This window comes from Paraburkholderia sp. WC7.3g (assembly GCF_050436345.1).
GTDB classification, from domain to species: domain Bacteria; phylum Pseudomonadota; class Gammaproteobacteria; order Burkholderiales; family Burkholderiaceae; genus Paraburkholderia; species Paraburkholderia podalyriae.
The window spans coordinates 754,698-778,977 of record NZ_JBNDMA010000004.1 but is presented as its reverse complement, the minus strand read 5'-3'; the positions used below and the strand labels follow the sequence as shown (position 1 = coordinate 778,977).

The window sequence follows — 24,280 nt, the reverse complement described above, 5'->3', positions numbered from 1 at the left end:
AACGCCCTACGCGGGCTTCGGAGAACCTCGCGAGAGGTAAAGTCACCCCCGAAAACCGTCATATTTTGCGTTTTGACACGACCTCGGCCGGGTGCCGCCTCATGCGATTGGCATATTTGCTTTGGCCTTGCACGACTACGACCGGCAGCACGCGAATCCAAGCGGAAGTTGCCTTTTCCTGAAGCGGTCATCTAACGCCAGGCATGAGCCGCGCGCTCCTGCGCGTCGGCTTATGCCCTTGCTCGGCGGCTGCCTACAGCCAGCGACGCACAGAAGCCTTGTAGGGCAGGTATTCCGACGGGAAACGGCTCTTCAGGTAGTGCTCCTCTCGTGGGATGACCACGAACGACATCAGCGCCACCGCTGGCATGAGGGTGACCAGTAGCCAAAAACTGTTGACCCAGAATGCGACGCCGAGCTGGAGCAGCGAGAAAGACAGATAGATGGGATTGCGGCTGTATCGATAGGGACCTGTGCGCACGATCGTGGTGGTGGGACGATTCCCCGGCACCGGCGTGCCAGCGGTCCGAAACGTGCGCACAGCCCAGAGAAACAGCACGACAGCGACCAACACTGCAGTGCTCCCGAGCGGCCCACTCACTGTACGAGACACAAGCCGCACTGGCCAGGCGAAATGCAGCAACAGGCCAAGGGCGATCGCTCCCAGGTAGACAAAAGGCGGCCGCATGATCCCGCGGTTTGCGACTTGAGGCACCATGCCTGCCTGCGCTTCCTCGCTGCGATCATCGCTTGCCATACGCTCCTCCTGCTTTTCGCTCCAACTCGACACCTGGATTATGATGCACCGATCAGCGCAATAGCCCACGCTGCCGGGTTACCTTCGATGCCTTGGTCAAGGGCATGCTGCAGCACATTGCCGTCACACCCCGGCACGCCGCGCGTCACGGCAAGCGCTTTCTGAATCTGTACCTCCGAATCCACGTATCCTGACAACTGCACGACGCCTCGATACGTCGCGACGCTCATCGGCAACGATCTCAGCCCCGGGTCCGCGACGAGCGCCTGCTTCACCCGGGCGGCGAGCGCAGCGTCGTCTGCGGCGATCTCCCCCGGCGCGGTCACGGATGGCGTCTCCGTCGACTTACAGCCGTTGATGAACACGAACGCGGGCAACGCGAACGCCGCGACGATCAGCAACCGGCTTTTGAGGTATGGCGCGTTTCGCATGTCGGTTACGACATCCAATTTCGTGCATTAGGCAGGGACCGCGCCATGAAGTCGATTTTCCTATCTAAGCGCTAAATGGCGAGCTGAAAAGCGGGCCGAGTGGCCTTGCCCAAGTTTATCGAGACATTCGTGCATTCATTCGTCTGGACGGAGCGCGGTCCGCTTAGCAGGCGAACCGGTAGGTCGCGATCACTTCAGCTTCGCGCTGTTCTTTCCGCGCCAACGGCGCAGGCAGGCCTTGTGCATCGCTTGGCGGATTGACCGCATACACCAGATCCGTCCCGTTCGTCGTGTATATAGCGTCGGGCGGCGCAGCACGGCACGCGGCGCTTCACAACGCGGCTATGCCGAGCGCCGCAAACATCATCGCAGATCGCGCCTTCATGAACACCTCCAATGCTACAGCTACCGGGACTCAATAAGGAAGGCTCTGCTCCTTTTGAACGTCGCAGATTTGTCCTAGGATTGGTAGTTGAGCCTCACACTCGGCTCGCCGAGCCACGACAAGGAGCGACATGCCATGCACGCTGATCCCGTGGAATACAAGACATCTACGATCATGCCTCTCGCCCCGATTTCCATGCCTGGCTACGCAGCAACAGCGATAGTCACGCACCGGAACGGCAAACGGGAAACATTTGGCATTCTTGGTTACTTCGCATCCGAGAACGCAGCATGTACGTTTGCCATTGAATACGCAAAAGCCCATATCGACGGTCGGCGACGCCCGAGGCCGCCGTTTTCCCTTCGATAACTCTGCGCCAGCCGTTTGTGCCGTCGAAGTTAGCGGCACCGGATAGCGATTGCGGCCAATCACCACCAGGCAGGTCGACGAGACTCGTGCCGCACGCTCAACATAACCGTCAAACGGTGTCGGCATCGGCATCAGATGGGCGCGCTCCTGCTCGAACACGTCGGCGACGCTCAGGTCACGATAGTCCGGGTGCTTCACCTGATCCCACAACGACCGGCACCGTGTCGCCAGCCATGCATTCAGATCAGCGAAACTGCCGAAGCGCTGCGCACGCGCCTCAATCCAGATGCGCAGACGGCTGTCCTGCACGTTCTTTTCGACGACGCCTTTCTCCCAGCCACTGGCGACGTTGCAGAAGTCCGGATCGAACAGGTAGTGCGAACACACCACTGCGAAACGCGGATTGACCGTGCGACCCTTGCCCTTGTGAACCTTGTCTACGGCCGTTTTCATATTGTCGTAGATGCCCCGGCGGGCCACCCCGCCGAAGGCCGCGAACGAGCGCGTATGGGCATCGAACAGCATCTCGTGCCCCTGGCTCGGATAGGCAACCAGCCAGAACGCCCGCGACGCACATAGCTTCATGTGCGACACCTGCAGCTTGCGGTAAATGCCGCCGACAACCAGTCCTTCCTCGGACCAGTCAAACTGGAATGCCTCGCCCAGCTCGAATCGCAATGGCACAAACGCCGATTTCGAAACCGCCTTGCCTTCGCCTTGCCGCCAGGCCCGGATGAAATCGGTCACCCGCGAGTAACAGCCGTCGTAGCCGCCGGCCTTGATCTCCTGGAACAGCATCCAGGCGGTGCGCCGCTCCTTCTTCGGTCGCCGCGCGTCGACACTGAGCGCCTGCACCAGCACCTCATGAAACGGCGTCAACCGGGTCGGCTGGGCGCGCCGCTGATACTTCGGCTCCTCCTGAACATCCATGTTCAGATATTTACTAATCGTGTTGCGCGACAGGCTTGTGAGACGTGCTATCTCGCGTACCGACTTGTTCTGGCGGTGGAACATCCGCCGCACCTTGCCAATCATCGTCATCGGGATCATCCCCAAACACCCTGCCAGAAAAACTAGCAGGATAGGTTGATTGCCCGGCTCAATTTTCAGTCGGCGCGATCCCTACATGTGGCTGAATTTTCGGTCGGCGTAAACAATAATCTGGAAGGGTAAATAATGACGCCTGTACTAAACCGCTGACGCGGTAGTGGGGGGAGAGCAAGAGTCCGTGCCTCGCGTTCGCCTCGTGCGGTTGCCTGATGCCGAACCACAGCGAACTGGCGGGAAGGCCACCAGGAGCAGGATGGAGATGCCCGATCGGGTATTCCGTCCACTGTTCCAGGAGGCTCGCCATGACGCCGCTGCGCCAACGCATGCTGCACGACATGCAAATCCGCAACCTTGCGCTCAACACGCAGAAGACCTATCTACTGCAGGTTTCCAGTTTCGCCCGACACTTCCAGCGTTCACCGGAGGCACTCGGCCCCGAAGAGATTCGCGCCTGGATCATCCACCTCACCAACGAACGCGAGCTTGCGCCAGCGAGTGTGCAACTGGCCGTCGGCGCGTTGCGCTTCCTGTATCGAACCTCGCTCAGACGCGACTGGAGCGACGAGGACTTTCCCTTGCCCAGGCGGCCCGTGAAGCTTCCGATCATCCTCAGCTTCGATGAAGTCACGCGTTTCTTCGAGTCGATTCCCAGCCTGAAGCAGCGTGCCATCCTGATGACTGCATACGCCGCTGGCCTGCGTGTGTCGGAGGTCATCCACCTGAAGGTCACTGATATCGACAGTAAGCGGATGATGATCCGTGTGAACCAGGGCAAAGGCCGTAAGGACCGCTATGTAATGCTCTCGCCGCGACTGCTTGAGATCTTGCGACTGTACTGGCAGAACGCACACCCGAGGGACTGGCTCTTTCCAGGCAGCATTCCAGGGCGGCCCATCACCCGCCATGCCGTGGGCGAGGCATGCCAGCTTGCGCGTGAACGCAGCGGCATCACGAAACCCGTTACCCCGCATTCGCTGCGTCACGCCTTCGCCACTCACCTGCTTGAAACGGGTGCCGACGTGCGAAGGATCCAGCTTCTGATGGGACATCGCAGTCTGGCTACGACGGCCCGCTACCTGAAGCTGGCGACCAGTACTGTGTGCGCCACCACCAGCCCCTTCGATCTGCTGCCGCATCCTGCACCCATTCCGTCCCAGCCGCCTGCGCCCGAATACTTCTGACGCCGGCGATGCGACCGGTGCTCGAAGTGGCGGACATCTTCCGCCGCTGCGGCCCACAGTACCGGCACACCCATGCCGACGGGCTCAGTCGTGCCCAGCGGCGCGTGATGAGTGCGATTGAGCTGTGTCGCACCGCCGCGCTCGGTGGTCATGTCGAGCAGTGCGATTCGTGCGGCCATCAGCGCATCGCCTACGACTCGTGCCGCAATCGCCATTGCCCGAAGTGTCAGTCGCTCGCCCGCGCTCAATGGCTCGAGCGCCGGCATGCCGAACTGCTGCCCGAGGTGGAATATTTCCATGTCGTCTTCACGCTGCCAGAGCCCATCGCCGCACTCGCGTACCAGAACAAGAAGACGCTCTACGATCTGCTGTTTCGCACCAGCGCCGAGACGCTGCGCACGATCGCCGCCGATCCGAAACACCTGGGCGCGGAGATTGGCTTCATCACGGTCCTGCACACGTGGGGGCAGAACCTGCTGCACCATCCGCACGTGCATTGCGTCGTACCCGGCGGCGGCATCGCCCCGGACGGCGAGCGCTGGATCGCCTGCCGGCCCGGCTTCTTCCTGCCCGTGCGCGTGCTCTCGCGCCTGTTTCGCCGCCTGTTCCTCGACCAGCTGCGCCGTGCGTTCGACGCCGGCGTGCTGCGCTTCCACAGCCAGCTCGAGCCGCTGCGTGACCCGCGAGCGTTCGCCGCCTGGCTCGCACCCGCCGCTCACGCGGAGTGGGTCGTCTATGCGAAACCACCCTTTGGCGGTGCTGAACACGTACTCGATTACCTGGGCCGCTACACCCATCGCGTCGCCATCTCGAACAACCGGCTGCTGTGCTTCGATGGCGATTCGGTCACCTTCCGGTGGAAAGACTACCGGCACGAAACCAGGCACAGGACCATGACGCTCACGGCCGACGAGTTCACGCGCCGCTTCCTGCTGCACGTGCTGCCCGACGGCTTCAAGCGTATCCGCAGCTACGGGTGGCTCGCCAACTGTCATCGGGCAGAGCGACTTGCCACCTGCCGGCGGCTGCTCGGCGTCGAGCCGCCCGCCACTGCGTCACCCGTCATGGGCGAAGACTACCGCGACCGTTACCTGCGGCTCACCGGCAAATCCCTTCAAGATTGCCCCGTGTGCGGCAAGGGCCACATGGTTCGCATCGAAGGCGGTGCGCCTGGCATCCTGCCGCGGGCTCCCCCTGAGCCGACCCATGTGGACTGACCCGCATCCGCATTGCCCTCCACCACGTTGGCCGTTCCCGATGGGACCAACGCGAGCGGACTCGTGCGTCCGATTCCCAGGCACAACAGAATGCCGCGAAACTCCGCATTCCTTGCCCATTGACGCCCGCATTTCCGCTGTCTTCGCGCGACGGGCCCGGCCAACCATTCGATTGCCGCGCGCCACCCGTGCGCCGGGCATCACAAATCACCGCGACGATCATTCAATGCCCATAAACGCCGGCGCCTGCGGAGCGGTTTAGCACAAACATTTTTTTGATTACCGATCGCGGACTGGCCCCGACTCGGCTGTTCACCCGTCAGTAGCCGCGATCGCCAACCAAAAAAATCTCTGCTTTATCTACCCAGCGATATAAGCGCCACAGTTTTGCAACACACCTGCTCGAACAGAAGGTAGATATCCGCGTGATCCAGGTACTGCTCGGCCACGCCAAGCTCGAGAACACCGCGCTCTACGTCCAGGTGGCCACCGACCTGCTGCACGAGGTCACCAGTCCGCTGGACCGTCTGCCCTCCGAGTAAGCTGCGCGCTGTAGCGCCTCATGCTGGAGGTTGCGGATATCTTCCGCAGCCGCGGGCCAGCGTGGCGGGCAACCGCACACCTGAGCCTGGGGCAGCTGAAGGTCATGTCGGCCATCGAACAGTGCCGCACCGCGGCGCTGGGCGGGCATGTGCTGCGCTGTTCGGGGTGCGACCATATCGAGGTCGAGTACAACTCCTGCCGTAACCGGCACTGCATGAAGTGCCAGGCCAGTGCCGCACATCGCTGGCTCGAGGCGCGCCAGGCCGATCTGCTACCCGTGGAGTATTACCACGTGGTCTTCACACTGCCCGCCGTCATCAGCGGCATCGCCTGGTACAACAAGCGGGTGGTCTACGGGCTGCTGTTCGACATCGCGGCCGATCCGAAGCACCTGGGCGCACAGATCGGCGCCACGCTTGTGTTGCACACCTGGGGCTCGGCGCTCACGCATCACCCGCACGTGCATGGCATCGTTCCCGGCGGTGGCCTGTCGCCCGACGGCGAGCGGTGGATCGCCTGCCGGCCCGGCTTCTTCCTGCCGGTGCGTGTGTTTTCGCGCCTGTTCCGCAGGCGCTTCCTCGAAGCACTCGCAGACGCACATCGACGCGGCCAGCTGCAGTTCTTCGGCGAGTACACGGGGCTTGCCAATGCGGCTGCCTTTGCGCGGTGGCTTGCGCCGCTGCGCACCTGCGAGTGGGTGGTCTACGCCAAGCGTCCCTTTGCAGGACCGCAAGCGGTACTCGAGTACCTCTCACGCTATACGCACCGCGTCGCGATCTCCAACCAGCGCCTGGTCGCATTCGATGAACGCGGCGTCACCTTCCGCTGGAAGGACTACCGTGCAACTGGACGCACGCGCTACAAGACCATGACGCTCGAAGCCGGCGAGTTCATGCGCCGCTTTATATGAACGCGTCCCGTTTGCAACAGTTTTCGTGTGTTCAGACAGACGGGATGGGCTGCAGCTTTATATCCGGCCTTGTTGCAGCCGGTATTGCTGCTGCGGGCCTCTATGAAATACGCTGACTCGCACCTCATTTCCTGCGCGAGCTCGAAGCTCGACGGCGCATTCAGGTTTAGCGAGTCCCGGTCCTACCTGGTTTGTCATCACACTCGATTGCTGCGCAACCTTTCGACGTTCACCCTGTGTTAAACGTTGATCTTCTGCTTGGCGTGAACCATTCAGGCGGGCTTCACGCTCACGTAGGCCTTCTGGTACGGCAGGTCATGGGCCAGCACGGCCCAGATCGTCCGCGCCATCTTGTTCGCCAATGCAACGACCACCACATTCTTTGGCCGCCGCCTCATCATCTGCTCGACCCACTCGCCGGGTTCTTTTGCGTGCTCTATTACGCTACGCGCGCCGTGGATCAGCAGTGTGCGCAAATAGGTATCGCCTCTCTTGCTGATCCCGTGCAGGTTCACTTTTCCGCCCGAGCCGGTTTGCTTCGGCACGATGCCAACCCATGCGGCAAACTCCCGCCCCGAACTGAATGCTTTCGGATCACCCATCATTGAGACGGCTGCCGTTGCCGTCAACAGCCCGACGCCGCAAATTTCGCTAACCGCCTTCACCGCCTTGTCTTCCTTCTTCCACTCGCGCATCCGGCGCTCGATCTCGGCAACCTGTTCGTCCAGCTTCGCCAGTCCATTCCACTGCTCGCGAAACGTATCAATCAGCACGGCGGGCAGGCGCTCCGCGATCCGTTCGAGCACGACCGCTATCTCCTTGTTCAGCTTGTTCCGGCCCTTGCTCATGATCTCTCCATATTCCATCAGCAGTCCACGCAGGTTGTTGATCTGCATCGTGCGAAATTTGATCAGCTGCTGCCGCATACGGTGTAGCGCCAGCATCGCCTGCTGTATCTCGGTCTTCACCGCGACGGCCTTGCCGGGTTGCTGCACAGCCATCCAGATTGCACGGGCGTCTGCCGCATCGTTCTTGTTGCGGATGTTGAACGCCTTCACAAACTTCGCCGGCATCAGCTTTACCACGTGACCCATATTCGTAAGTTGCCGGGCCCAGTGGTGCGATCCGCCGCACGCCTCCATGCCGATCAGACACGGAGCCCGGTTCGCGAAGTACTCGAGAAACTTTGCCCGCTTGATCGGCTTGTTCACGATTTCTCCGGTTTCCTGATCGACGTAGTGGACCTGAAACACCGACTTTGCAATGTCAATCCCAACTGGCGTAAGCTTCACGACGGATCCTCCGGTTTGTCTGGAAACTTCGTATTTTCCACGTGGGCACATCGATGCCGTTGGCCTGTGAGGATCCACCTTCCTTTGCGCTCACGGGTGGGACGCGTTCATTTCATTTTCTGCTGCACGTGCTGCCCACCGGCTTCCATCGCATCCGCCACTACGGCCTGCTCGCCAACCCCGTGCGTCGCGCCAGCCTCGCCAGGGTGCGTGAGCTGCTGCACGTCGTGCCCCAGCTCACCATCCAGCCCGATCCGGAGATTGCCGTCGCGCCGGTCTTCGTCTGCCGGCACTGCGGTGCGCCAATGATCGTCATCGAGATACTGGAACGCACGGCGCCCATTCGCGCACCACCCATGCGACGAGTCGAGACATGAGCGTAACGCTTCCGGCACCTCCAACCCGACCGTCGGCTTTGCGGCAACGCGGCCCACGAGCGGACGTCTGCGCCTGTCACCTCGCGCAGTCCCTCGCACGTCCGCTTCACCGCCGCAATTGCGCCACTGCACCGCTTCATCATTGCGTCAGCGCGCATCCAGCATCCCACCGCACCACCCATCCACCAACATTGCTGGCCATCCCGGCCTATCAATCGCCATAGCCTCAAAGACGCCGACCGCATCGGGGCACTCCGCGGTTTCCTCCATCGAGGCTCGTTCGACGCCTGCCAGCGAAGCGCGGTCGCGCATTCACATCCCTGCGGACGATGGCAGGCATCGAACAACCCTAAACGACATGAGCCCGATCGGATTTAATGCAATCTGAGCTCGGGGCAGTTGACCATCGGTCGCTAAGTGGACGGTCGCATTCGGACAATCGGCTACTTTGCAGCCAAACTATAAGTATTAACCCTTAAGTTTCCGTCCTTCTTGTCGTTATACAGAATTGCCCGGCAAGCCGGTGACCAGGTGGCAGATCTTGAAAGATGGAACTCTGATATGCGGTTGAACAACATGAAAATAGGAGCGCGCCTCGCGCTGGCGTTCGCAGTCACGTTGCTTCTAACGTTCGCACTTGCAGCCGTATCACTGAGTGGACTGAGTGGCTTCAACCAGGACGTCAATAACGTCACGCGCTCGCGCATGCCGGTGTTGTGGGATCTGCACAAGCTGCTCGAAATCACTCGCGGGCAGGCGGTGATGGAACGCGACGCATTGGCCGCGTTGGCAGGCAACCAGTCGGAGGTCGTAAGCGGCAATCTGCAATCGATCGGCAATGGTCACGATATCGTGTCCAAGGCAGTCGAAGAAATCCAGCAACTCCTCGACACGGACCAGGGCAAAGAGCTCTGGGCCAATGTAGCGTCCGCCCGTCAGGCGTATTTGTCCGACCGGGCGGCAGTCATCGCGCAGATCAAGGCCGGCGACGCCGAAGGGGCACGCCAGAAGTTACTGAGCGAACAGGTGCCGCTGGAGAACCAGTATCTCGGCGCAGTCCAAGCCCTGATCGATTATGTCGGCAACCAGGTGGCGACCGAGCACGACGCATCGAGCGCATCGTATGCCAACGCTCGCCTGCTCGTACTGGTGCTCGCGGCGCTCGCGCTGGCGGTCGGAGGGGCCTGCGCGCTGCTGGTCACGCGCTCGATCGTCCGGCCGCTGCATGTAGCCGTCGATGCGGCTGAGAAAGTTGCGCAGGGCAACCTGGCCACGCGGATCGACGCGGATGGCAGGGACGAGACGGGGCAACTGCTTCGCTCGCTTCGCAGCATGACCGAAAGCCTGTCTAACACCGTCGGCGAGATCCGCATGGGCGCCGAGTCGGTAATGACGGGCGCGCGACAGATCGCGCAGGGCAACATCGACCTGTCTTCTCGCACGGAGGAGCAGGCGGCGTCGCTGCAGGAAACGGCGGCGAGCATGGAGGAACTCACGGCCACCGTCAAGCAGAACTCGGAGAACGCTCGCCAGGCGAGCGGCCTCGCGGACAGTGCGCATGCTGTTGCCAAAGAAGGTTCGGCAATCGTCGGGGAGGTAGTCGGGACGATGGCGGGCATCGAGGAAAGCGCGGGCAAGATCGCCGAAATCACCGGCGTGATCGAGGGCATCGCATTCCAGACCAACATCCTCGCACTCAATGCGGCAGTGGAGGCGGCGCGTGCGGGCGAGCAGGGTCGGGGCTTCGCGGTAGTAGCCAGCGAAGTGCGCTCTCTGGCGCAGCGCTCGTCGGTCGCGGCGAAGGAAATCAAGGAGCTGATCGAGACCTCGGGCAGCCGCGTGCAAGCCGGAACCGACCTGGTCGCGCGGGCCGGAGAGACGATGGACAAGGTTGGCACAGCGATTCAGCGCGTGACCGACATCATGGGCGAGATCGCGTCGGCTTCGAGCGAGCAGAGCCGCGGCATTGAACAGGTGCACCAGGCGATCAGCCAAATGGACCAGGTCACGCAGCAGAATGCGGCGCTGGTCGAAGAGGCGGCGGCAGGGGCTGGCTCGCTTGAGGACCAGGCGAAGCAGTTGCGCGCTGCGGTGGCGGTGTTCCGCACGGCGCAGGCCGATATCGCCGCGCCAGCCGCGCGCCCGCTGTCTGTTGCGAAGCCGCCAGCAGCGAAGCGGCCCGTCCGTGTGGCCGAGCGTGCCGTATCAACCACGAAAGTCCCCGCGCCGATACCGCGGCGCGCTGACTCGCCGGTGACGGTCGAGGGCGCAGACTGGGAAACGTTCGACAGCGTCGCATGAAGAGAAGACATCAACGCCGGTCAGCCAGTAGATCGCCACGGTAACTCGTCCCATCGTCTGGCGGACAGTCTGCAACGGTTTTGAACGGCGGCTTTCCGCAAAACCGACCGTCTCTTTGGGGTCGACCGGAGACGTTCGCGCGTCTCTGCGCTGGCATCATGAACCAAGTCTGGATAGTTCAAAATTAAATGAACCGCGGATTCGGCGTTCGTTGGACGGTTTCGCCGCAAAGCCTCATATCGTGGGTATGTGAAGTTCAACGTTACGTGGACATCGACAGCAGGAAGGCTCGCCTGCCCGCGCGTCGATGCCTTCGACCGCGCAGCTGCGATCGGCATGACGACAGAACGCTCAGCGCGCGTCGTGGACGGCCGAGGTTCGGCGCTAGCTGCTCGCAGACGGCTGGATGCCTTGTTCTGGTGGCGGTTCGACGCTGTTTTCCGGTGCTGGTTGGCCCTCTTCTTCCGGAAGTGGCTCGACGCTCTCAGCGGCGGCCGGCGAAATGCTCTTGACCACGACGGGCCGCTCAACGCTCTGCACGGCGGCCGGCGGATTGTTGTTGCCCGGGACGGGCGCCTCAACAATTGGCGCGGGGGCTCTGTGCTGCAGTTCGGTGCTCAGGCCCGTTCCGACGTTCGAGGTGGTGGTGTTCGCACTCTTGAGGACGCCGCGCGCATCGAACAGGAACACCGCCGCCGATGTGTGCGTGTCGGCACCACCAACCAGCGCCCCGATAATCGGGATGTAGTTTTCGGGGTGCGGCCTCGACGTCACATACGTGTACACGAGCAGCATCGAACCATCGTCGAGCGCGGTCTGCACTGATGCCGGGCCGAGCGTGGCTGTCACTTCCTGAAGCGTCGTCACGCCACGCCTGAAGATCGCCATCTGTTCAGGCCTCACTTCGACCCCGGCGGACATGCAACCGACAAGCAGCGCACCGCTCAGCAGCCCAAGTACCAGTCCATGTTTCATGTTGCCCCCACACCGTACTTACAATTTTAGGACGACGCAGGGTCGGCGCGCGGCGATATTAACCTGCCGCCGTTGCGCTGGATCAGTCGCGCTTGACTTCGGCGCTTCAACAGATCGATCGCCTTGAATAGGTCGTCAACCATTCCAAGGCTCGCGTGTCAGCGCTCGGCATATATAAACCCCGCGCTGCGGCTGAAGGCGGGTTGATGCGGAATCGCTAATGCGGCCGAGAAGGTTGGTCCCGGTCGCCAACGTCGGGCGGCTGTCGGCCGAGGCCGTGTGAAAACGGAAAAGTACTCGGTTTTCGGGTGTCGCTTTACCCTTCCCGAGTCGCCACCAGGCTGATACGCGGCGATCTGAAGGGTCGACTTTTGAGAAGGCTTCGTGCGGAGCGCGTTTTCACACGGCCTCGGTCACTTTCAGACGTTGGCCCATGCTTTTAGGAAGACGCTCGGAAGTCCACACCATCCAAACACCGGACACTCGTGTTCACGTCATATGAGTTGAATGGCCGATCGAAACCGACATTCACGGGTTCCTTTGGTTTAAGGTCTGGCCCGCCAAATCGGTTTGTAGCGAATGCTACGAGACATATACTTTGGACACGCGCATCGCGCCGGTCGACAAGTATCTCAACAGTTAAGACACTGTTGGCCGATGGCGCATCGGCATCGTTCGAAACAACTGTTCGCTTAGGAGGTCGCGATGCTATATAAGGTTGCCGTTGGCTCCATCAGTTGGATTCACGCCGATTCGCACCCGGTATCATTTGCGTTCCAAGCCCTTACGCAAACACCGCACTGGATCCCGAAAACCTATATCGGATTGGCCGCCACGGCCAATCCGACACCTCCGAACGAGATTGCTGACTTCAAGTCTTTCCAAGCTCAGAAGCAATTTCGAGCGTTGTTGTACTGCCGTTTCACCGTTGAACTAGATCCGACCACCAACGCAGTAGGCAGCTTCAATGTTCTTGATGCCGTACACGATCCGGGGTGGACGCCGCCTTTTGATAAATCGAAGTTCAGCAGCACAAAGTTGATGAAAAATTCGTCAATGAGTGACCCAAATTTTTATCCTGGAGAGGCCAGTAGCATCTCTCTAGTTAAGACACGCGCACGACACGCAAATACTGTGCTGCCTCCCACGCCAAAGAATGAAGTGGTTTGCGTAAATGCACTGATTAAGTTCAGAGCTGGTTCGCATACTGATGGAATCGGAGTGAGCGACGATGTTGGCTCTCCCTTTCATGTTCCGTGGGTATGGTGTGAACTCCTCCTCACCTATGATAGAGGGATCTTTAAATTGCTTGGCTGCGGATCTATTTTTCCAACGCATTATTTTTACATTGATGGCAAGAAGGTACTCGCGCAAGAAGAAGTAGCAGATTTAAGTTTTCCGAAGAAAGGTGCACTGACCATTAATGAAAGTGCGTTGAAACTCTACCCGGTGTTGTCGAAGGGCGCGCCTGCATCAGGACCACAAACAAGTTTAGCCGCGGAGACAGGGCTGTCCGGCCCTGTCAGAAGGCATTTATATACGGCCGACGGGAGGGTAGATAGCTCCGGAAACATAAGCTCACTCGTCCACGTCTTCAGACTTTAGCTCATGGACCCAAACCACATGCCGGGCACGGACACGACTGCTGAGTCAGTTTTGGCCGAGGCCCACGTTGACCAGACACCAGCCATCGAAAAGGCCAAACAAAAGGGCGGCGACAAACAGTCCCTGCGGCGCCTGGCGCATTGACTCAACTACGCACGGTGCGGGTCCAATACGCTGCGACTTGCTGCGTAAGGCGAGGTCGAAAGCGCATTCGCCGATTGGTCCATTGCGGGTGCTCTCACAACTTGCTTTCACCGTCGCCACCGTCTAACGCAGAACGATTCGGAAACGGAGAATCGTGCACAATACCGCGCGTGACGAACGTTCTCATGTACCAAGAATTCGCCGGGCTAGACGGGTTGCTCGAATGACCGCTCCTGTTGGCAGGTTGCCACGGCGCTCGCTTCGGGTGGAAGGGCAGTTGTGGGTCGCGTGCTGCCGCTCGTGGCACGCACGGGTCGATCGCACGACGATCGGCCAGGTACGGCCATCTCCAGCCGTTCGCCTGATACCGTGCGCTTTCCTCGGAAACCCAAGAGGAATCAGTTGCGCACACGGAATCGCGTTGTTCATCCTGTTCGGCACGCAACCGGCCACGACCGATGACACCGGAAGTCCGACGTAGTCGTGCGGGAAATTCCCCGAGATATACTTCCCGCATGGAACTCGACCCCCGCGACCTCGATAAAATCAGTGCCGTCACGTTGCAGCACTACGACGCGCACGCGGAAGATTTCCGCAACGGTGCGTACGAAGCGACGGCGCACGGTTGAGCAACATAGTGGCCGTTCGTTGACGCAGCCGTTCGGGCTGTAACCCGTCTTCGCGAGTTGAGCCAGTCCGGCCGCCAATGACTACAATCTAGAGATGGTCGCATTCCCTAAGGAGAGGCTGCCATGACTCAGTCAATGATCAGTGTTTGGGTTGGCATTGTGGTTATCGCTGTTGTTGCATCGGCCCTGTCGAGGCGCTACAGGCGCGACCACCCCGAAGAGAGCGTGAGCCATTGGCTCGACACGCATCATATGAGCTGGATGCATCGCAAGCACTAGCTGGCGACGCGGGCTGACGCCGAGGAGCGCACCACATGGCCTTCACCCTCACCTCGCAGGCTTTCCAGGAAGGAAGCGAAATCCCCCAGCGCTACACCTGCACGGGCGCGGACCTCTCACCCCCGCTCTCGTGGTCCGGGGTACCCGCCAATGCGAAAAGTCTCGTGCTAATCGTCGACGACCCCGACGCGCCCGACCCGGCCGCGCCACAGATGACATGGGTCCACTGGGTGCTTTACAACATCCCGGCGACGGCTCCGGGCGTTCAGGAGGGCGTCACTGCGGGCGCGCTTCCGGCAGGCACACTCGAAGGCACCAACGACTTCCATCGCACCACGTATGGCGGCCCATGCCCGCCCGCTGGCCGTCATCGGTATTTCCATAAGCTGTATGCGCTCGACACCGTGCTGCCCGATCTTCACAAGCCCACAAAGGCGGCGTTGGAAAAGGCAATGGAAGGCCATGTCGTGGCACACACCGAACTGCTCGGCACATTCCAGAAGTAACAGGCGGACCTTGGACGCTACTTGCCCGGGACTGTCGATTCCGCGTCGATGCCTGGCGCAGATGTCATCGATTGGCGCGAGGCGTTTCAAGGCTACAAACTCGGCGAGGCAGCCGACAGGTGAACTTCAATCCCATACAGCGTTTGCGCACGGTTCGCCATCTCCAATGCGTCAGATGCGGCGTTGACATCACCCGCCGGGTTTCCACGGCCACGACGGATAAAGACGTCCGTTGCTTTCGACACTCTCGCGCTGTGCGTCGCCCGTTTCTCCGCCACGCTCCGCTTTGGCGGTCTCGATGTCGGAGGTGTCCGACGTGGGCGAATCGTCGTCGCCCGCTTCACGTGATTGCCCGGTCGTCTCCGAAGCAGCGGGTAGTGCATCGCCGAACCATTCCACCTCGCGCGTCAGTGCCCCGACATACGCGTGCCAGCCTGGGGGGTCGTTCGCGAACAGATTGCTCCGTACGGCAAATGCCAGTTGTCTATAGTCCACCTGCGCTTCCAGCAACTGTGCGGGCCAGCCGGCAAACGACCCGCTAACGCGCTTCGCGAACTCCGCGACCTCCATATCGGGCGGTACGGCGGCTAGCCATGCATGGGTGGCGAGAGCCGCGTCAGCGTCCAATAGATCGCGCACTGTGTCGCGCGGGTTGTTGGTTGCGAGCGCGGCAGCGATTGCTTGCAACGCGTCGCCGAGATGCAGCAGCAACGCGCGTCGTTCAAAAGCGTCTTTCATCTAACGATATCCGTCGGTAATTCGATTAAGCCATTTTAAAGTGCGTGGGACGTGAGAGCGCAATGGCGTGCGAGCGGAAGGTAAAAACCTTGCCACGGCCAGGAATCGAAAAGACCTGCCGTCGCAACTCGCAAAAACGGCAGAACCGGCGTCATCCTGTCGCCACCGCTCGACGCGATATCGATATCAGAAAGCGTGTGGCGGGTGCGCGAAGAAGCGGCGACCACGCTCGGAATACGCCTGACGAAATCCGCAACGACGTCACGGCGCGCGCGCTCACGCTGCATTGGGCGGCTGGCCGAACGCAGCGCGTCGCCCATAGCCGCCTGCGCGAGGCGTGCCCATGCGCGTTCTGCAAGCGCATTCGCCTCGCGGGTCGCGTGCCCACGGCGGCACCCAGCCTCACGCTCACCGACCACGACGTCACGCAGAACATCGCGGCGCTGCTGCACCATATCGAAGTCGAGCCGCCTCTTACGATCCTGGATTTCGGCTGCGGGCCGGGGCGAGATCTCAAGGCCTTCACTACACTCGGCCATTGCGCGGTCGGCCTCGATGGCGCCGAGCGCTTCGTTGCAATGGCGCGTGACGCGACTGGCTGCGACGTCTGGCAGCAGGATGTCCTGCATCTCGATTTGCCGGCCGCGCACTCTGACGGCATTTTCGCCAACGCCGCGCTGTTCCATATCCCGAGTCAGGCGTTGCCGCGCGTGTTGCGGCAATTGCACGCGACGCTGAAGCCCGGCGGCGTACTGTTCAGCTCCAACCCGCGCGGCACGAATCAGGAAGGCTGGAGCCACGGCCGCTACGGCGTCTTCCATGATCTCGAAACATGGCGCCGATATATGGCGGACGCAGGCTTCGTCGAAATTGAGCACTATTACCGGCCCGCCGGCTTGCCGCGTGAGCGGCAGCCGTGGCTAGCCAGCGTGTGGCGCAAGCCGGTTGCCTGAAACGCCAAGGAGCTGTTCCACGGTATGCCCGCGTTGGGCGTGGCAGATGCTTGCGTTCAAGCCGCTTTGATGCAGCGCAAAGCAGCCGATTTGCAACAGTGTCCATCGCGCAGAGAAACGGCCAGTCGTGGATCTCAGACAATCGGCAGAAGCGGGGACGCCTGTCGTCGGCCGCGACAGGCAGAGCGCGGCCAGTTGCCGCCCTTCGCGAATGACTGGTTTCGGGGCGCCTCTTCTTGTGCTGGACGCTATGGCAGTCGCCCACGTGACTCGACCTCTCGTGCAGTCTTCAATGGCCGGTCCGGGCGACGAACAGTTCGCGCCTCAGGAGTCCAGCGCCGACGGCGGTGATCGTGGCTTGCCGGTGCTTCATGCGCTCAGTGAGCTCGTCCGAACTGAACACCGCGGCGAGCGCGCCAGCACGGGCCTGCATGCCTTCGAGGTGGGTGCGCATGGACTGCAAAAACTCTGCTGTCAGGTCCATCCGCTCCTGCAGGCACCATCCCGAGTGATCGAGCAAGACCGCATAGTCATCCGGGACGTCAACAAACGGCGGGCCGCACTCGATCGCGATTTGGCGCTCGGAGTCGGCCAACGAGGGTGCGGGCGCGATGACCGTGAACACCATCCTGGCGCCCGCGCGCGCGACGCGGCGACACCCCCGCAGGACGGCTAGTTTGTCAGGCGTACAGCACAAGACATCGGAGTGGCTCAGCGCGTCGAATGACGCGTGCTCGAAGGGCAACGCCGCACCGTCCGCCACGACGACCTCGCATCGCTGCGTCAGGCCGTCTGCCGTAGCGCGTTCGCGTGCAGCCTGAAGGGCCACGAGAGGAAGATCCACCAGCACAACGTTGCAGCCGGCGAGCTGCGCGAGATAAAGCCCCGGCCATCCCGACCCGGCCCCCACATCAAGCAGCTTTGCGGCGGGGCGAAGCTCGAGCAGTTCGGCGATTCGCTCTGCTTCCAAGCGCGTCGTCCAACTGGTACTTCCGTAGTCGCAGCCGCAAACGCTGCGCTCCAGGTCCCGCATCGCGTCTGAACGTGCGAACTCGGCGTCCTTCCCGAAGCGGCACGCCAGCTCATTCCGGTCTTGCGCCAGCGACATGATTCGATGCGAACTCCCCCGCGATCGTCGAGTGGCTGCGCCCCTCATACTCGTGCGCAGGGTAGACCTTGAGCGCCGGGATGACTATGTACGCATCTGGCGCGCACAAGCGCACAAGCGCACAAGCAGCGTGACACAGCCGCCTGGACCCTTGCGTTCAGTATACGCGACGCATTGCGCCATGCTCAACCGGGCGAATTGGTCAGCCAGATCGCGATGCGTTGCGGCTTCATCCACATGGGGCGATTCTCGGTGGAGTACCGGCTGCGCTTCACAGAGACGCCGTCGAGCACGCTGGCGCACGGTCGAAGTGGGCAATCCACGCACGATTGAGGGCCTGCCTCAACGTCAGCTTTGCGGTGCTCAATGTAGGCTGGTGTGTGTCCGCAGTGGGTCGACTTGCGACGATCATCCGCTGCGGGCCGGCAAGCGGTTCTCAATTCAGCTATCGGTCCGGGTTCGGCCATGACCTGCCATTCGGCGAGCAGGGAATCCTGCCGTTGGAATGACTGCAGTACTCCCGAAACCTGCCGGATGCGCGATGGAAGCAAATCGGTCGTTGCTGCCATTCGACACCGCGTAGGACGTACTCTCCAACGGCTGCTTTCGGAAGCCGGGACATCCGCTGACTGGCGATGCCCGAGTAGAAGTCAGCCGGGGGGGCACGCCCTCCGTCGGTCCTCGATGATCTTCTCCAGATCTACGCAGGCATTTTGATCGCGGATGTGTTCTCCGAGCGCCTTCTCAATCTTTTTAATGTCGCCAGTGGTTACCGCCTCCAGCAACGTGCGGTGTTCCCTGACGATGTCTCTCATCGACTTGTCGAGCGTTGAAAGACCGACAACGATTGTTAGCTGGCGAGCCACCCCTTCCCATATGGTACGGAGAAAATCATTGCCGCTGATGTCACATAATTCACGGTGAAACGCTACGTCAGCCTGCGCCAGTCCATAGGGATCCTTGCGGGCGGCCATCAACTCCAGTTCATCAATACAACGCTCCAGGCGCCTCACAGTAGCACTGTCCTTATGGCGGCCGAGCGCAACGGTGCGTCGAACCGCGATCAATTCAAGAGCAACACGTACCTCGAGCACCTGCTCCAGGCGGTCGCGGGTTACCGGCGCCAGGCGGATGCCCTTGTAGGGTTCGCTAATGACGATCCCTTGACTTTCCAGGAGCCGTAGCGCCTCCCGAACCGGGACTCGACTGATGTTCAGTTTCTGCGCAATCTCGGTTTCTACGATTCGGTCGCCAGGCAGGACAAGCCCCCGGGCTGCCGCAGCAATGATCGCGTCCACCGCTTCATCCACCAGTGTTCGAGCGCGCACAGGCTTCCAGCCCTCTGTGCTCGCCGCCGCTTGGATGGTCGACGCTTTGGTTTTCGGTGTCAGAGCCATAAGTGTTCAATTCCATTCAGTCGAAGTCGCATTGCAAGTGCCTGCCGCGGGCTAGTATTTTGTCCATGTTGACAGATTGTATCCCAACATGATTGTATACGTTTATACCGGATACGGATGCGTCTTAGTTGTTTGCCACGCACTGCGCGCGGGCTTCCCCGCCAGGTTGACTAGATCAGCAGTACGAAGAGAGATGCGAAAGAGTCGTCTGCTTTTACCCTATGAGACAGAATGATGATGAACACAGAAACCATGTGCACGCAGCGTTTGAGCCTTTCTGATATAAAAATCACATCAATAGTGGCAGAGCCTCTGCTCGGGCAAAGTCCCAAGGGGGGATGGTCTGCAGAGATTCAGCCGGAAGATTCGATTCATGCGCTGATCGCGGTTCATACGGATGCAGGTATAACCGGCTACGGGAGTGTGTTTACCGACGGCAGGCTAGTCCAGGCGGGCCTGCTCGTTCTTGAACCTCTCTTCAGAGGTGAGAGCGCGATTGAACCCGAGCGTGTTTCGGAAAAGCTACGTCAGAACACATTTTGGATGGGGCGTGGAGGTACGCTGACGCACACCATCAGCGGTATCGATATCGCGCTTTGGGATATCCTCGGGAAAGCTACCAGGATGCCCGTGAGCAGGCTCTTGGGTGGCAATTATCGCAAACGCGTTCAACCATACTGTTCCCTATTGATGGAAGAACCGGAAAAAATGCATGCGGTAGTTAGCGACTATCGAAACCGCGGGTTTCGGGCCTATAAAATCGGCTGGGGACCATTCGGTCGCGCCCGCGACCATAAGCTCGACGAGGCGATCGTCGCGGCGGCGCGGGAAGCAGCGGGTCCCACGGCGAAACTCTTTGTCGATGCCGGCGCGAGTGACGCTCACTGGCCTCACGGCCTGAAGTGGGCTCTGCGTACAGCGCACATGCTGAGCAAATACGAGGTTGAATGGTTCGAAGAGCCGTTGCGTCCCGACGCCCTGGCCGACTACATCGAACTGCGCAAAGCAAGTCCAGTACAGATTGCAGGCGGTGAAGTACTGACACGCCGGCAATCTTTTCTTCCCTGGCTCGCTCAAGGAGCTTTCGACATTGTCCAACCGGACGTCACCAAGGCTGGTGGTATATCCGAGCAGAGGAGAATCGCGTGGATGGCCGACGACTTTGGCGTGAAGTACGTTGGCCATGGCTGGAACACCGCGCTTGGTCTTGCTGCAGACCTCCAGATGGCGGCGGCTTTTCCCAACGTCGACTACGTTGAATTTATCGGTGGAAGTCCGTACGTCGACGGCATTACAGTCGCACCTTTTACGCTCGACGACGAGGGACACTTGACCATTCCGGATTCGCCTGGCTTGGGTGTCGAGCTCGATCCGCACAAATTGGCGCAATTCACCGCTGACCCCAGAAGCTTATTCCAGAGGTGAACTCGTAATTGGAGGGCTGGCGCGACTTCTGCGATGGTCCTATTCCGTGTATTAAGAAGTCAAGGTGTTGAAATGGAGTTGTCCAGAACATTGTTCATTGCATGTCAATCGGTTGGCATAGACGATGACATCTGAATTGGCGGCTATCGTCAAGTTAATCAACTTACTGTTAATGGGACCATGACATGCGACGTACTACCAGCCTTTCGATTTTAGCCTGCCTTTTGACTTCAGCCCTGTTCGCCACGAACGCCGCCGTTGCTGAACCGCAATCGAAATTTTTCAGCGAATCGAAGCCCATGTTCGACAACTGCGGGGATTCGTCTTACGCGGATGCGGTGAAAAATGGAATCACCGTCGGCTTCTCCGAAGATCCGCCCGAAGTGTGGCTTGACCAGACAACGAAACAACCGGCTGGAGTTGACTGGGACATCAATAAGGCCGCGCTTGACTGGATGGGCGTGAAAAATATCAAAGTTGAGTGGATGCCGTGGGACAGTCTTATTCCGTCGCTGCTTTCCAAGCGCATCGATGTCGTGGGTGGCGACATTCACCACACGCCTGCACGTGACAAGGTTATCAGCTTTACCGGGCCGGCATTTTGGTATGGGCCTGTCATCATTGTGGAGAAGGGAAATCCGGAACGCATTAAAAGTTATCAGGATCTGAAAGGCAAGAAAGTTGGGGCAGTTTCAGGTTCGGCAGCGGAGACATTCCTCCAATCCATTGGGGCTACGCCGACTCCATTCAAAGATCACACATCTGAACTGCAAAGCGTGGCCCAGGGCCGCCTGGATGCAGTGCTTGATGACGACATTATTTTTTCGGAATTTAGAAAGCGAAATCCTAACAGCACCCTAGTTGGACTGTTCGACATCCCGGTTCCCGATGACCTGATCCACGGCGGTGGTTACGGCATGGCCCGGTTCGGGATTCGAAAGGAGGACTGTTCACTGCGAGCTGCCTATACACAGGGTCTAGCCGAAGTGCGTGCAAACGGACAAGTTAGCGCGATCCTTCGGCAGGATGGCATGTCTGACCGCAACCTGGTTATGTTCAAGCTGAACCCATAATATCTCGCTTGTGGTGCCTCTTATGAATCTATTTCAAACCGGAGTGGCTCTGCAGAGTTTGGGGCCACTTCTAGCTGGCCTCGTTTTGACGATCGAACTGACCTTCATCGTCATGTCGTGCAGCCTGATCTTCGCTTTGCTGGTGACTTTTGCTGGCCGATCCCGGTTCGTAGTGTTGCGTTGGCTGGTTCTCGCCTACGTCGAAATAATGAGAGGCACCCCACTGCTGTTGCAACTCGTTTATATTTATTTTGTATTGCCTGAGTTTGGGATTCGGCTGAATTCATTCACGGCGGGAGCGATCGGCTTGACGCTGAATTATTCCGCATTCCTGTCTGAAGTCTATCGTGGAGGAATTCAAGCTGTTCCACACGGACAACACGACGCCGCAGCAGCACTCGGCATGACGCCCGCGTTGGCAATGCGGCGCATTATTTTGCCGCAGGCTATTCGTGTCGTCGTTCCGACGCTCGGGAATTACTTCATTCAATTGTTCAAAGATACCGCACTATGTTCGGTCGTAGGAATACAGGAAGTATTATTCACTGCACAGATTCAGGCCGCTCAAAGCTTTCAGTATTTCACGCTTTACACGATCGTAGGTTTGATGTATTTCCTGGTAAGTTTTCCTGCTGCCCGCTTTGTTGGATATCTGGATCGTTTTTCCCGGCGTGGATATTTCCGGAGGCCAAACTAAATGTCAACTTACCCTCCAAACACAATGCAAGCGGCAATGGTCGAAATTTGCAACCTGCAAAAATACTATGGCTCGCACCACGTATTAGATAGCATCGACCTGACGATCTATCCCAAAGAAGTGATTTGCATAATCGGCCCGTCGGGTAGCGGCAAATCGACATTGCTCCGGTGCATCAACAACCTTGAAGTTCCCGAATCGGGAAGCATTCGAATTGACGGTGTGACCGCGTATAGAAATGACACTCCGGGAGGTCGAAATCGACCGCACAGTGCGCGGGAAATTGCAGCGGTTCGGGCACGTGTCGGTATGGTCTTCCAGCATTTCAATCTTTTCCCGCATCTCACAGTACTGGGCAACGTCATGGAAGCCCCGGTTCATGTGTTGCACCAATCCAGGGACGAGGCAAGGAAAAACGCGCTAGAGAAGTTATCACTTGTCGGTCTTGCGCAAAAAACTGCGGCCTATCCTGCGGAATTATCAGGGGGGCAACAACAGCGTGTCGCCATCGCGCGAGCCCTGGCAATGCAGCCGGTCGTCATGCTATTTGACGAAGCGACGAGCGCGCTCGACCCAGAACTGGTCTCGGAGGTTCTGACGGTCATGCGCGATCTCGCACAGCGAGGGATGACTATGGTCGTGGTTACACACGAGATGGACTTCGCTCGGCAAGTCGCATCGCGCGTGGTCTTCATGGACCAAGGTCGAATCGTTGAACAAGGAGACCCTTCGCAAATATTTGTCAATCCACGAGAACAGCGGACCAAAGACTTCTTACGAAGTTCGGTGCGCGGCGAGGGCCAATCCGCAGGCGCACTGGATCAAGGGGCGTCGGGCTAGAAAGGTAGCAGAACGTCGCCATCAAGGCGAGGCGATTGGCGCAGGCCATTAGAGCATGGAGGCCGCGTTGTCCCGCAAGGGCTCCGTCGTTGAACAGCAAACAATTCATGGCCCGGGTCGCTATTCATCAACAGTTCTAAAAGCGAAAGCGCGCTTCGGGACGCTTTTATCTGCATAGGGAGGTGACATCAACGCATACGACTTCTCACAGCGCAGTGCCGTCGTAACCGGCGGCGCACAAGGTATCGGCTATGCAATAGCAGAACGTCTGCTGGACGCAGGCGCGCGGGTCGTGCTGTGGGACTGCGATGATATCGCGCTCGTGGCAGCGAAGATCAGTCTCGCGCATTATGGCGAGGTCGAGACCGTCAAAGTCGATATTACGCGGCGCGATGCAGTTCAGCAGGCCACCGACATAGCAATCGCGACGTTCGGCCGGATCGACGCGCTCGTGCACAGCGCAGGTATAGCTGGAGCCAACGCACCGGTCGTGGACTACCCCGCTGACGAATGGGCCCGCGTTATCGACATCGATCTGAATGCCACATTCCATGTGAACCAGGCGGTGGTTCGAACGATGATCGATCGGGGTTACGGACGCATCGTGAATATCGCTTCGATTGCTGGCAAGGAGGGCAACCCGACCGCGTCGGCCTATAGCGCAGCAAAGGCGGGCGTGATCGCGCTGACCAAAAGCCTTGGGAAAGAAACCGCGAAGTTTGATATCGCCGTCAACTGCGTGACTCCCGCAGCAGCCCGCACCAAAATCTTCGATCAAATGTCGCAGCAGCACATCGACTACATGCTCTCGAAGATTCCGCGCGGGCGTTTCGTCGAGGTCAAAGAGATTGCGGCCATGGTGATGTGGTTAGTGTCATCAGAGAACTCATTCACGACAGGAGCTGTTTTCGACCTGTCCGGTGGACGAGCGACTTACTGATACCCATCATAAAAACATTGAGGGGCAAGCCTTGGATATCTACCATATTATGGCGCCCCGCTAGAGCCTCTCGCCTATACCGGCATACGGCACACCGTAACGGAACTACCCCGAAAATCGCACCCGACGGCCCCCGCAACCCGATAAGGAGGAAGCAG

General features: G+C 59.7%; 19 protein-coding genes and 5 pseudogenes. 15 read left to right on the top strand and 9 right to left on the bottom strand.

Annotated elements, in window-relative coordinates:
* Positions 1 to 253 precede the first annotated feature (253 nt).
* The 3 genes and pseudogenes from OKW43_RS36910 to istA all read right to left on the bottom strand — a co-directional run.
* Positions 254 to 757, bottom strand: coding sequence for a methyltransferase family protein (locus OKW43_RS36910; RefSeq protein WP_429453467.1), 504 nt, complete (start codon positions 755 to 757; stop codon positions 254 to 256).
* A 38-nt stretch (positions 758 to 795) separates the two neighbouring features.
* Positions 796 to 1,188 carry a BON domain-containing protein gene (locus tag OKW43_RS36905; protein WP_429453465.1) on the bottom strand — a complete coding sequence of 131 codons (393 nt, stop codon included), beginning with the start codon at positions 1,186 to 1,188 and terminating at the stop codon, positions 796 to 798.
* A 751-nt stretch (positions 1,189 to 1,939) separates the two neighbouring features.
* Positions 1,940 to 2,983, bottom strand: a pseudogene (gene istA, locus OKW43_RS36900) (IS21 family transposase); the annotation flags it as partial.
* Between the two features lie 311 nt (positions 2,984 to 3,294).
* Between istA and OKW43_RS36895 the strand changes: the two are divergent.
* From OKW43_RS36895 to OKW43_RS36880, 4 genes and pseudogenes are all read left to right on the top strand, one after another.
* A complete protein-coding gene (locus tag OKW43_RS36895) occupies positions 3,295 to 4,173 on the top strand; it encodes a tyrosine-type recombinase/integrase (protein ID WP_429445567.1) in 879 nt (292 codons plus the stop codon).
* Positions 4,174 to 4,181: 8 nt separating this feature from the next.
* Positions 4,182 to 5,390 carry an IS91 family transposase gene (locus OKW43_RS36890; RefSeq protein WP_429445565.1) on the top strand — a complete coding sequence of 403 codons (1,209 nt, stop codon included), beginning with the start codon at positions 4,182 to 4,184 and terminating at the stop codon, positions 5,388 to 5,390.
* A 377-nt stretch (positions 5,391 to 5,767) separates the two neighbouring features.
* A pseudogene (locus tag OKW43_RS36885) lies at positions 5,768 to 5,932 on the top strand (tyrosine-type recombinase/integrase); the annotation flags it as partial.
* Between the two features lie 20 nt (positions 5,933 to 5,952).
* Positions 5,953 to 6,840, top strand: a pseudogene (locus OKW43_RS36880) (IS91 family transposase); the annotation flags it as partial.
* Positions 6,841 to 7,115: 275 nt separating this feature from the next.
* Here the strand turns inward: OKW43_RS36880 and OKW43_RS36875 are convergent.
* The gene (locus OKW43_RS36875; RefSeq protein WP_429453463.1) at positions 7,116 to 8,135 is read right to left on the bottom strand and encodes an IS110 family transposase; all 1,020 of its coding nucleotides are present in this window, start codon (positions 8,133 to 8,135) and stop codon (positions 7,116 to 7,118) included.
* A gap of 116 nt (positions 8,136 to 8,251) precedes the next feature.
* Between OKW43_RS36875 and OKW43_RS36870 the strand changes: the two are divergent.
* Positions 8,252 to 8,512, top strand: a pseudogene (locus tag OKW43_RS36870) (transposase); the annotation flags it as partial.
* A 561-nt stretch (positions 8,513 to 9,073) separates the two neighbouring features.
* Entirely contained in the window at positions 9,074 to 10,813 is a 1,740-nt protein-coding gene (locus tag OKW43_RS36865; RefSeq protein WP_429453461.1) for a methyl-accepting chemotaxis protein, read from the top strand.
* A gap of 384 nt (positions 10,814 to 11,197) precedes the next feature.
* Here OKW43_RS36865 and OKW43_RS36860 read toward each other — a convergent pair whose 3' ends face one another.
* A complete protein-coding gene (locus OKW43_RS36860; RefSeq protein WP_187639761.1) occupies positions 11,198 to 11,788 on the bottom strand; it encodes a hypothetical protein in 591 nt (196 codons plus the stop codon).
* Positions 11,789 to 12,493: 705 nt separating this feature from the next.
* On the opposite strand from OKW43_RS36860, the gene OKW43_RS36855 reads away from it, so the two are divergent.
* Entirely contained in the window at positions 12,494 to 13,393 is a 900-nt protein-coding gene (locus OKW43_RS36855; RefSeq protein WP_162634018.1) for a hypothetical protein, read from the top strand.
* A gap of 1,087 nt (positions 13,394 to 14,480) precedes the next feature.
* Entirely contained in the window at positions 14,481 to 14,951 is a 471-nt protein-coding gene (locus tag OKW43_RS36850; protein WP_018422176.1) for a YbhB/YbcL family Raf kinase inhibitor-like protein, read from the top strand.
* 189 nt (positions 14,952 to 15,140) lie between these two features.
* On the opposite strand, the gene OKW43_RS36845 is transcribed toward OKW43_RS36850, so the two are convergent.
* Positions 15,141 to 15,689, bottom strand: coding sequence for a hypothetical protein (locus OKW43_RS36845; protein WP_429453459.1), 549 nt, complete (start codon positions 15,687 to 15,689; stop codon positions 15,141 to 15,143).
* A 62-nt stretch (positions 15,690 to 15,751) separates the two neighbouring features.
* On the opposite strand from OKW43_RS36845, the pseudogene OKW43_RS36840 reads away from it, so the two are divergent.
* Positions 15,752 to 15,997: pseudogene (locus OKW43_RS36840) on the top strand (hypothetical protein); the annotation flags it as partial.
* A gap of 72 nt (positions 15,998 to 16,069) precedes the next feature.
* Positions 16,070 to 16,642, top strand: coding sequence for a class I SAM-dependent methyltransferase (locus OKW43_RS36835; RefSeq protein ID WP_429454742.1), 573 nt, complete (start codon positions 16,070 to 16,072; stop codon positions 16,640 to 16,642).
* A 289-nt stretch (positions 16,643 to 16,931) separates the two neighbouring features.
* Here the strand turns inward: OKW43_RS36835 and OKW43_RS36830 are convergent, their stop codons facing one another.
* From OKW43_RS36830 to OKW43_RS36820, 3 genes are all read right to left on the bottom strand, one after another.
* Entirely contained in the window at positions 16,932 to 17,750 is an 819-nt protein-coding gene (locus OKW43_RS36830) for a class I SAM-dependent methyltransferase (protein WP_429453457.1), read from the bottom strand.
* A 185-nt stretch (positions 17,751 to 17,935) separates the two neighbouring features.
* The gene (locus tag OKW43_RS36825; RefSeq protein WP_429453455.1) at positions 17,936 to 18,319 is read right to left on the bottom strand and encodes a hypothetical protein; all 384 of its coding nucleotides are present in this window, start codon (positions 18,317 to 18,319) and stop codon (positions 17,936 to 17,938) included.
* Positions 18,320 to 18,400: 81 nt separating this feature from the next.
* On the bottom strand, positions 18,401 to 19,147 hold the full coding sequence (locus tag OKW43_RS36820) for a GntR family transcriptional regulator (RefSeq protein ID WP_429453453.1): 747 nt from the start codon (positions 19,145 to 19,147) through the stop codon (positions 18,401 to 18,403).
* 231 nt (positions 19,148 to 19,378) lie between these two features.
* Between OKW43_RS36820 and OKW43_RS36815 the strand changes: the two genes are divergently transcribed.
* The 5 genes from OKW43_RS36815 (at position 19,379) to OKW43_RS36795 (ending at position 24,122) form a co-directional block, all read left to right on the top strand.
* The gene (locus tag OKW43_RS36815) at positions 19,379 to 20,572 is read left to right on the top strand and encodes a mandelate racemase/muconate lactonizing enzyme family protein (protein ID WP_429453451.1); all 1,194 of its coding nucleotides are present in this window, start codon (positions 19,379 to 19,381) and stop codon (positions 20,570 to 20,572) included.
* A 185-nt stretch (positions 20,573 to 20,757) separates the two neighbouring features.
* On the top strand, positions 20,758 to 21,645 hold the full coding sequence (locus tag OKW43_RS36810) for a substrate-binding periplasmic protein (RefSeq protein ID WP_429453449.1): 888 nt from the start codon (positions 20,758 to 20,760) through the stop codon (positions 21,643 to 21,645).
* Positions 21,646 to 21,667: 22 nt separating this feature from the next.
* The gene (locus OKW43_RS36805) at positions 21,668 to 22,342 is read left to right on the top strand and encodes an amino acid ABC transporter permease (RefSeq protein ID WP_310819251.1); all 675 of its coding nucleotides are present in this window, start codon (positions 21,668 to 21,670) and stop codon (positions 22,340 to 22,342) included.
* A gap of 36 nt (positions 22,343 to 22,378) precedes the next feature.
* On the top strand, positions 22,379 to 23,182 hold the full coding sequence (locus OKW43_RS36800; RefSeq protein ID WP_429454741.1) for an amino acid ABC transporter ATP-binding protein: 804 nt from the start codon (positions 22,379 to 22,381) through the stop codon (positions 23,180 to 23,182).
* 187 nt (positions 23,183 to 23,369) lie between these two features.
* A complete protein-coding gene (locus tag OKW43_RS36795) occupies positions 23,370 to 24,122 on the top strand; it encodes an SDR family NAD(P)-dependent oxidoreductase (protein WP_429454740.1) in 753 nt (250 codons plus the stop codon).
* Positions 24,123 to 24,280 lie beyond the last annotated feature (158 nt).

What these genes read in the sequence shown, in the direction of transcription:
- OKW43_RS36910 (WP_429453467.1), bottom strand. Translation starts at nt 757, where the DNA reads ATGGCAAGCGATGATCGCAGCGAGGAAGCGCAGGCAGGCATGGTGCCT.
- OKW43_RS36905 (WP_429453465.1), bottom strand. Translation starts at nt 1,188, where the DNA reads ATGCGAAACGCGCCATACCTCAAAAGCCGGTTGCTGATCGTCGCGGCG.
- OKW43_RS36895 (WP_429445567.1), top strand. Translation starts at nt 3,295, where the DNA reads ATGACGCCGCTGCGCCAACGCATGCTGCACGACATGCAAATCCGCAAC.
- OKW43_RS36890 (WP_429445565.1), top strand. Translation starts at nt 4,182, where the DNA reads ATGCGACCGGTGCTCGAAGTGGCGGACATCTTCCGCCGCTGCGGCCCA.
- OKW43_RS36865 (WP_429453461.1), top strand. Translation starts at nt 9,074, where the DNA reads ATGCGGTTGAACAACATGAAAATAGGAGCGCGCCTCGCGCTGGCGTTC.
- OKW43_RS36860 (WP_187639761.1), bottom strand. Translation starts at nt 11,788, where the DNA reads ATGAAACATGGACTGGTACTTGGGCTGCTGAGCGGTGCGCTGCTTGTC.
- OKW43_RS36855 (WP_162634018.1), top strand. Translation starts at nt 12,494, where the DNA reads ATGCTATATAAGGTTGCCGTTGGCTCCATCAGTTGGATTCACGCCGAT.
- OKW43_RS36850 (WP_018422176.1), top strand. Translation starts at nt 14,481, where the DNA reads ATGGCCTTCACCCTCACCTCGCAGGCTTTCCAGGAAGGAAGCGAAATC.
- OKW43_RS36845 (WP_429453459.1), bottom strand. Translation starts at nt 15,689, where the DNA reads ATGAAAGACGCTTTTGAACGACGCGCGTTGCTGCTGCATCTCGGCGAC.
- OKW43_RS36830 (WP_429453457.1), bottom strand. Translation starts at nt 17,750, where the DNA reads ATGTCGCTGGCGCAAGACCGGAATGAGCTGGCGTGCCGCTTCGGGAAG.
- OKW43_RS36825 (WP_429453455.1), bottom strand. Translation starts at nt 18,319, where the DNA reads ATGGCAGCAACGACCGATTTGCTTCCATCGCGCATCCGGCAGGTTTCG.
- OKW43_RS36820 (WP_429453453.1), bottom strand. Translation starts at nt 19,147, where the DNA reads ATGGCTCTGACACCGAAAACCAAAGCGTCGACCATCCAAGCGGCGGCG.
- OKW43_RS36815 (WP_429453451.1), top strand. Translation starts at nt 19,379, where the DNA reads ATGATGATGAACACAGAAACCATGTGCACGCAGCGTTTGAGCCTTTCT.
- OKW43_RS36810 (WP_429453449.1), top strand. Translation starts at nt 20,758, where the DNA reads ATGCGACGTACTACCAGCCTTTCGATTTTAGCCTGCCTTTTGACTTCA.
- OKW43_RS36805 (WP_310819251.1), top strand. Translation starts at nt 21,668, where the DNA reads ATGAATCTATTTCAAACCGGAGTGGCTCTGCAGAGTTTGGGGCCACTT.
- OKW43_RS36800 (WP_429454741.1), top strand. Translation starts at nt 22,379, where the DNA reads ATGGTCGAAATTTGCAACCTGCAAAAATACTATGGCTCGCACCACGTA.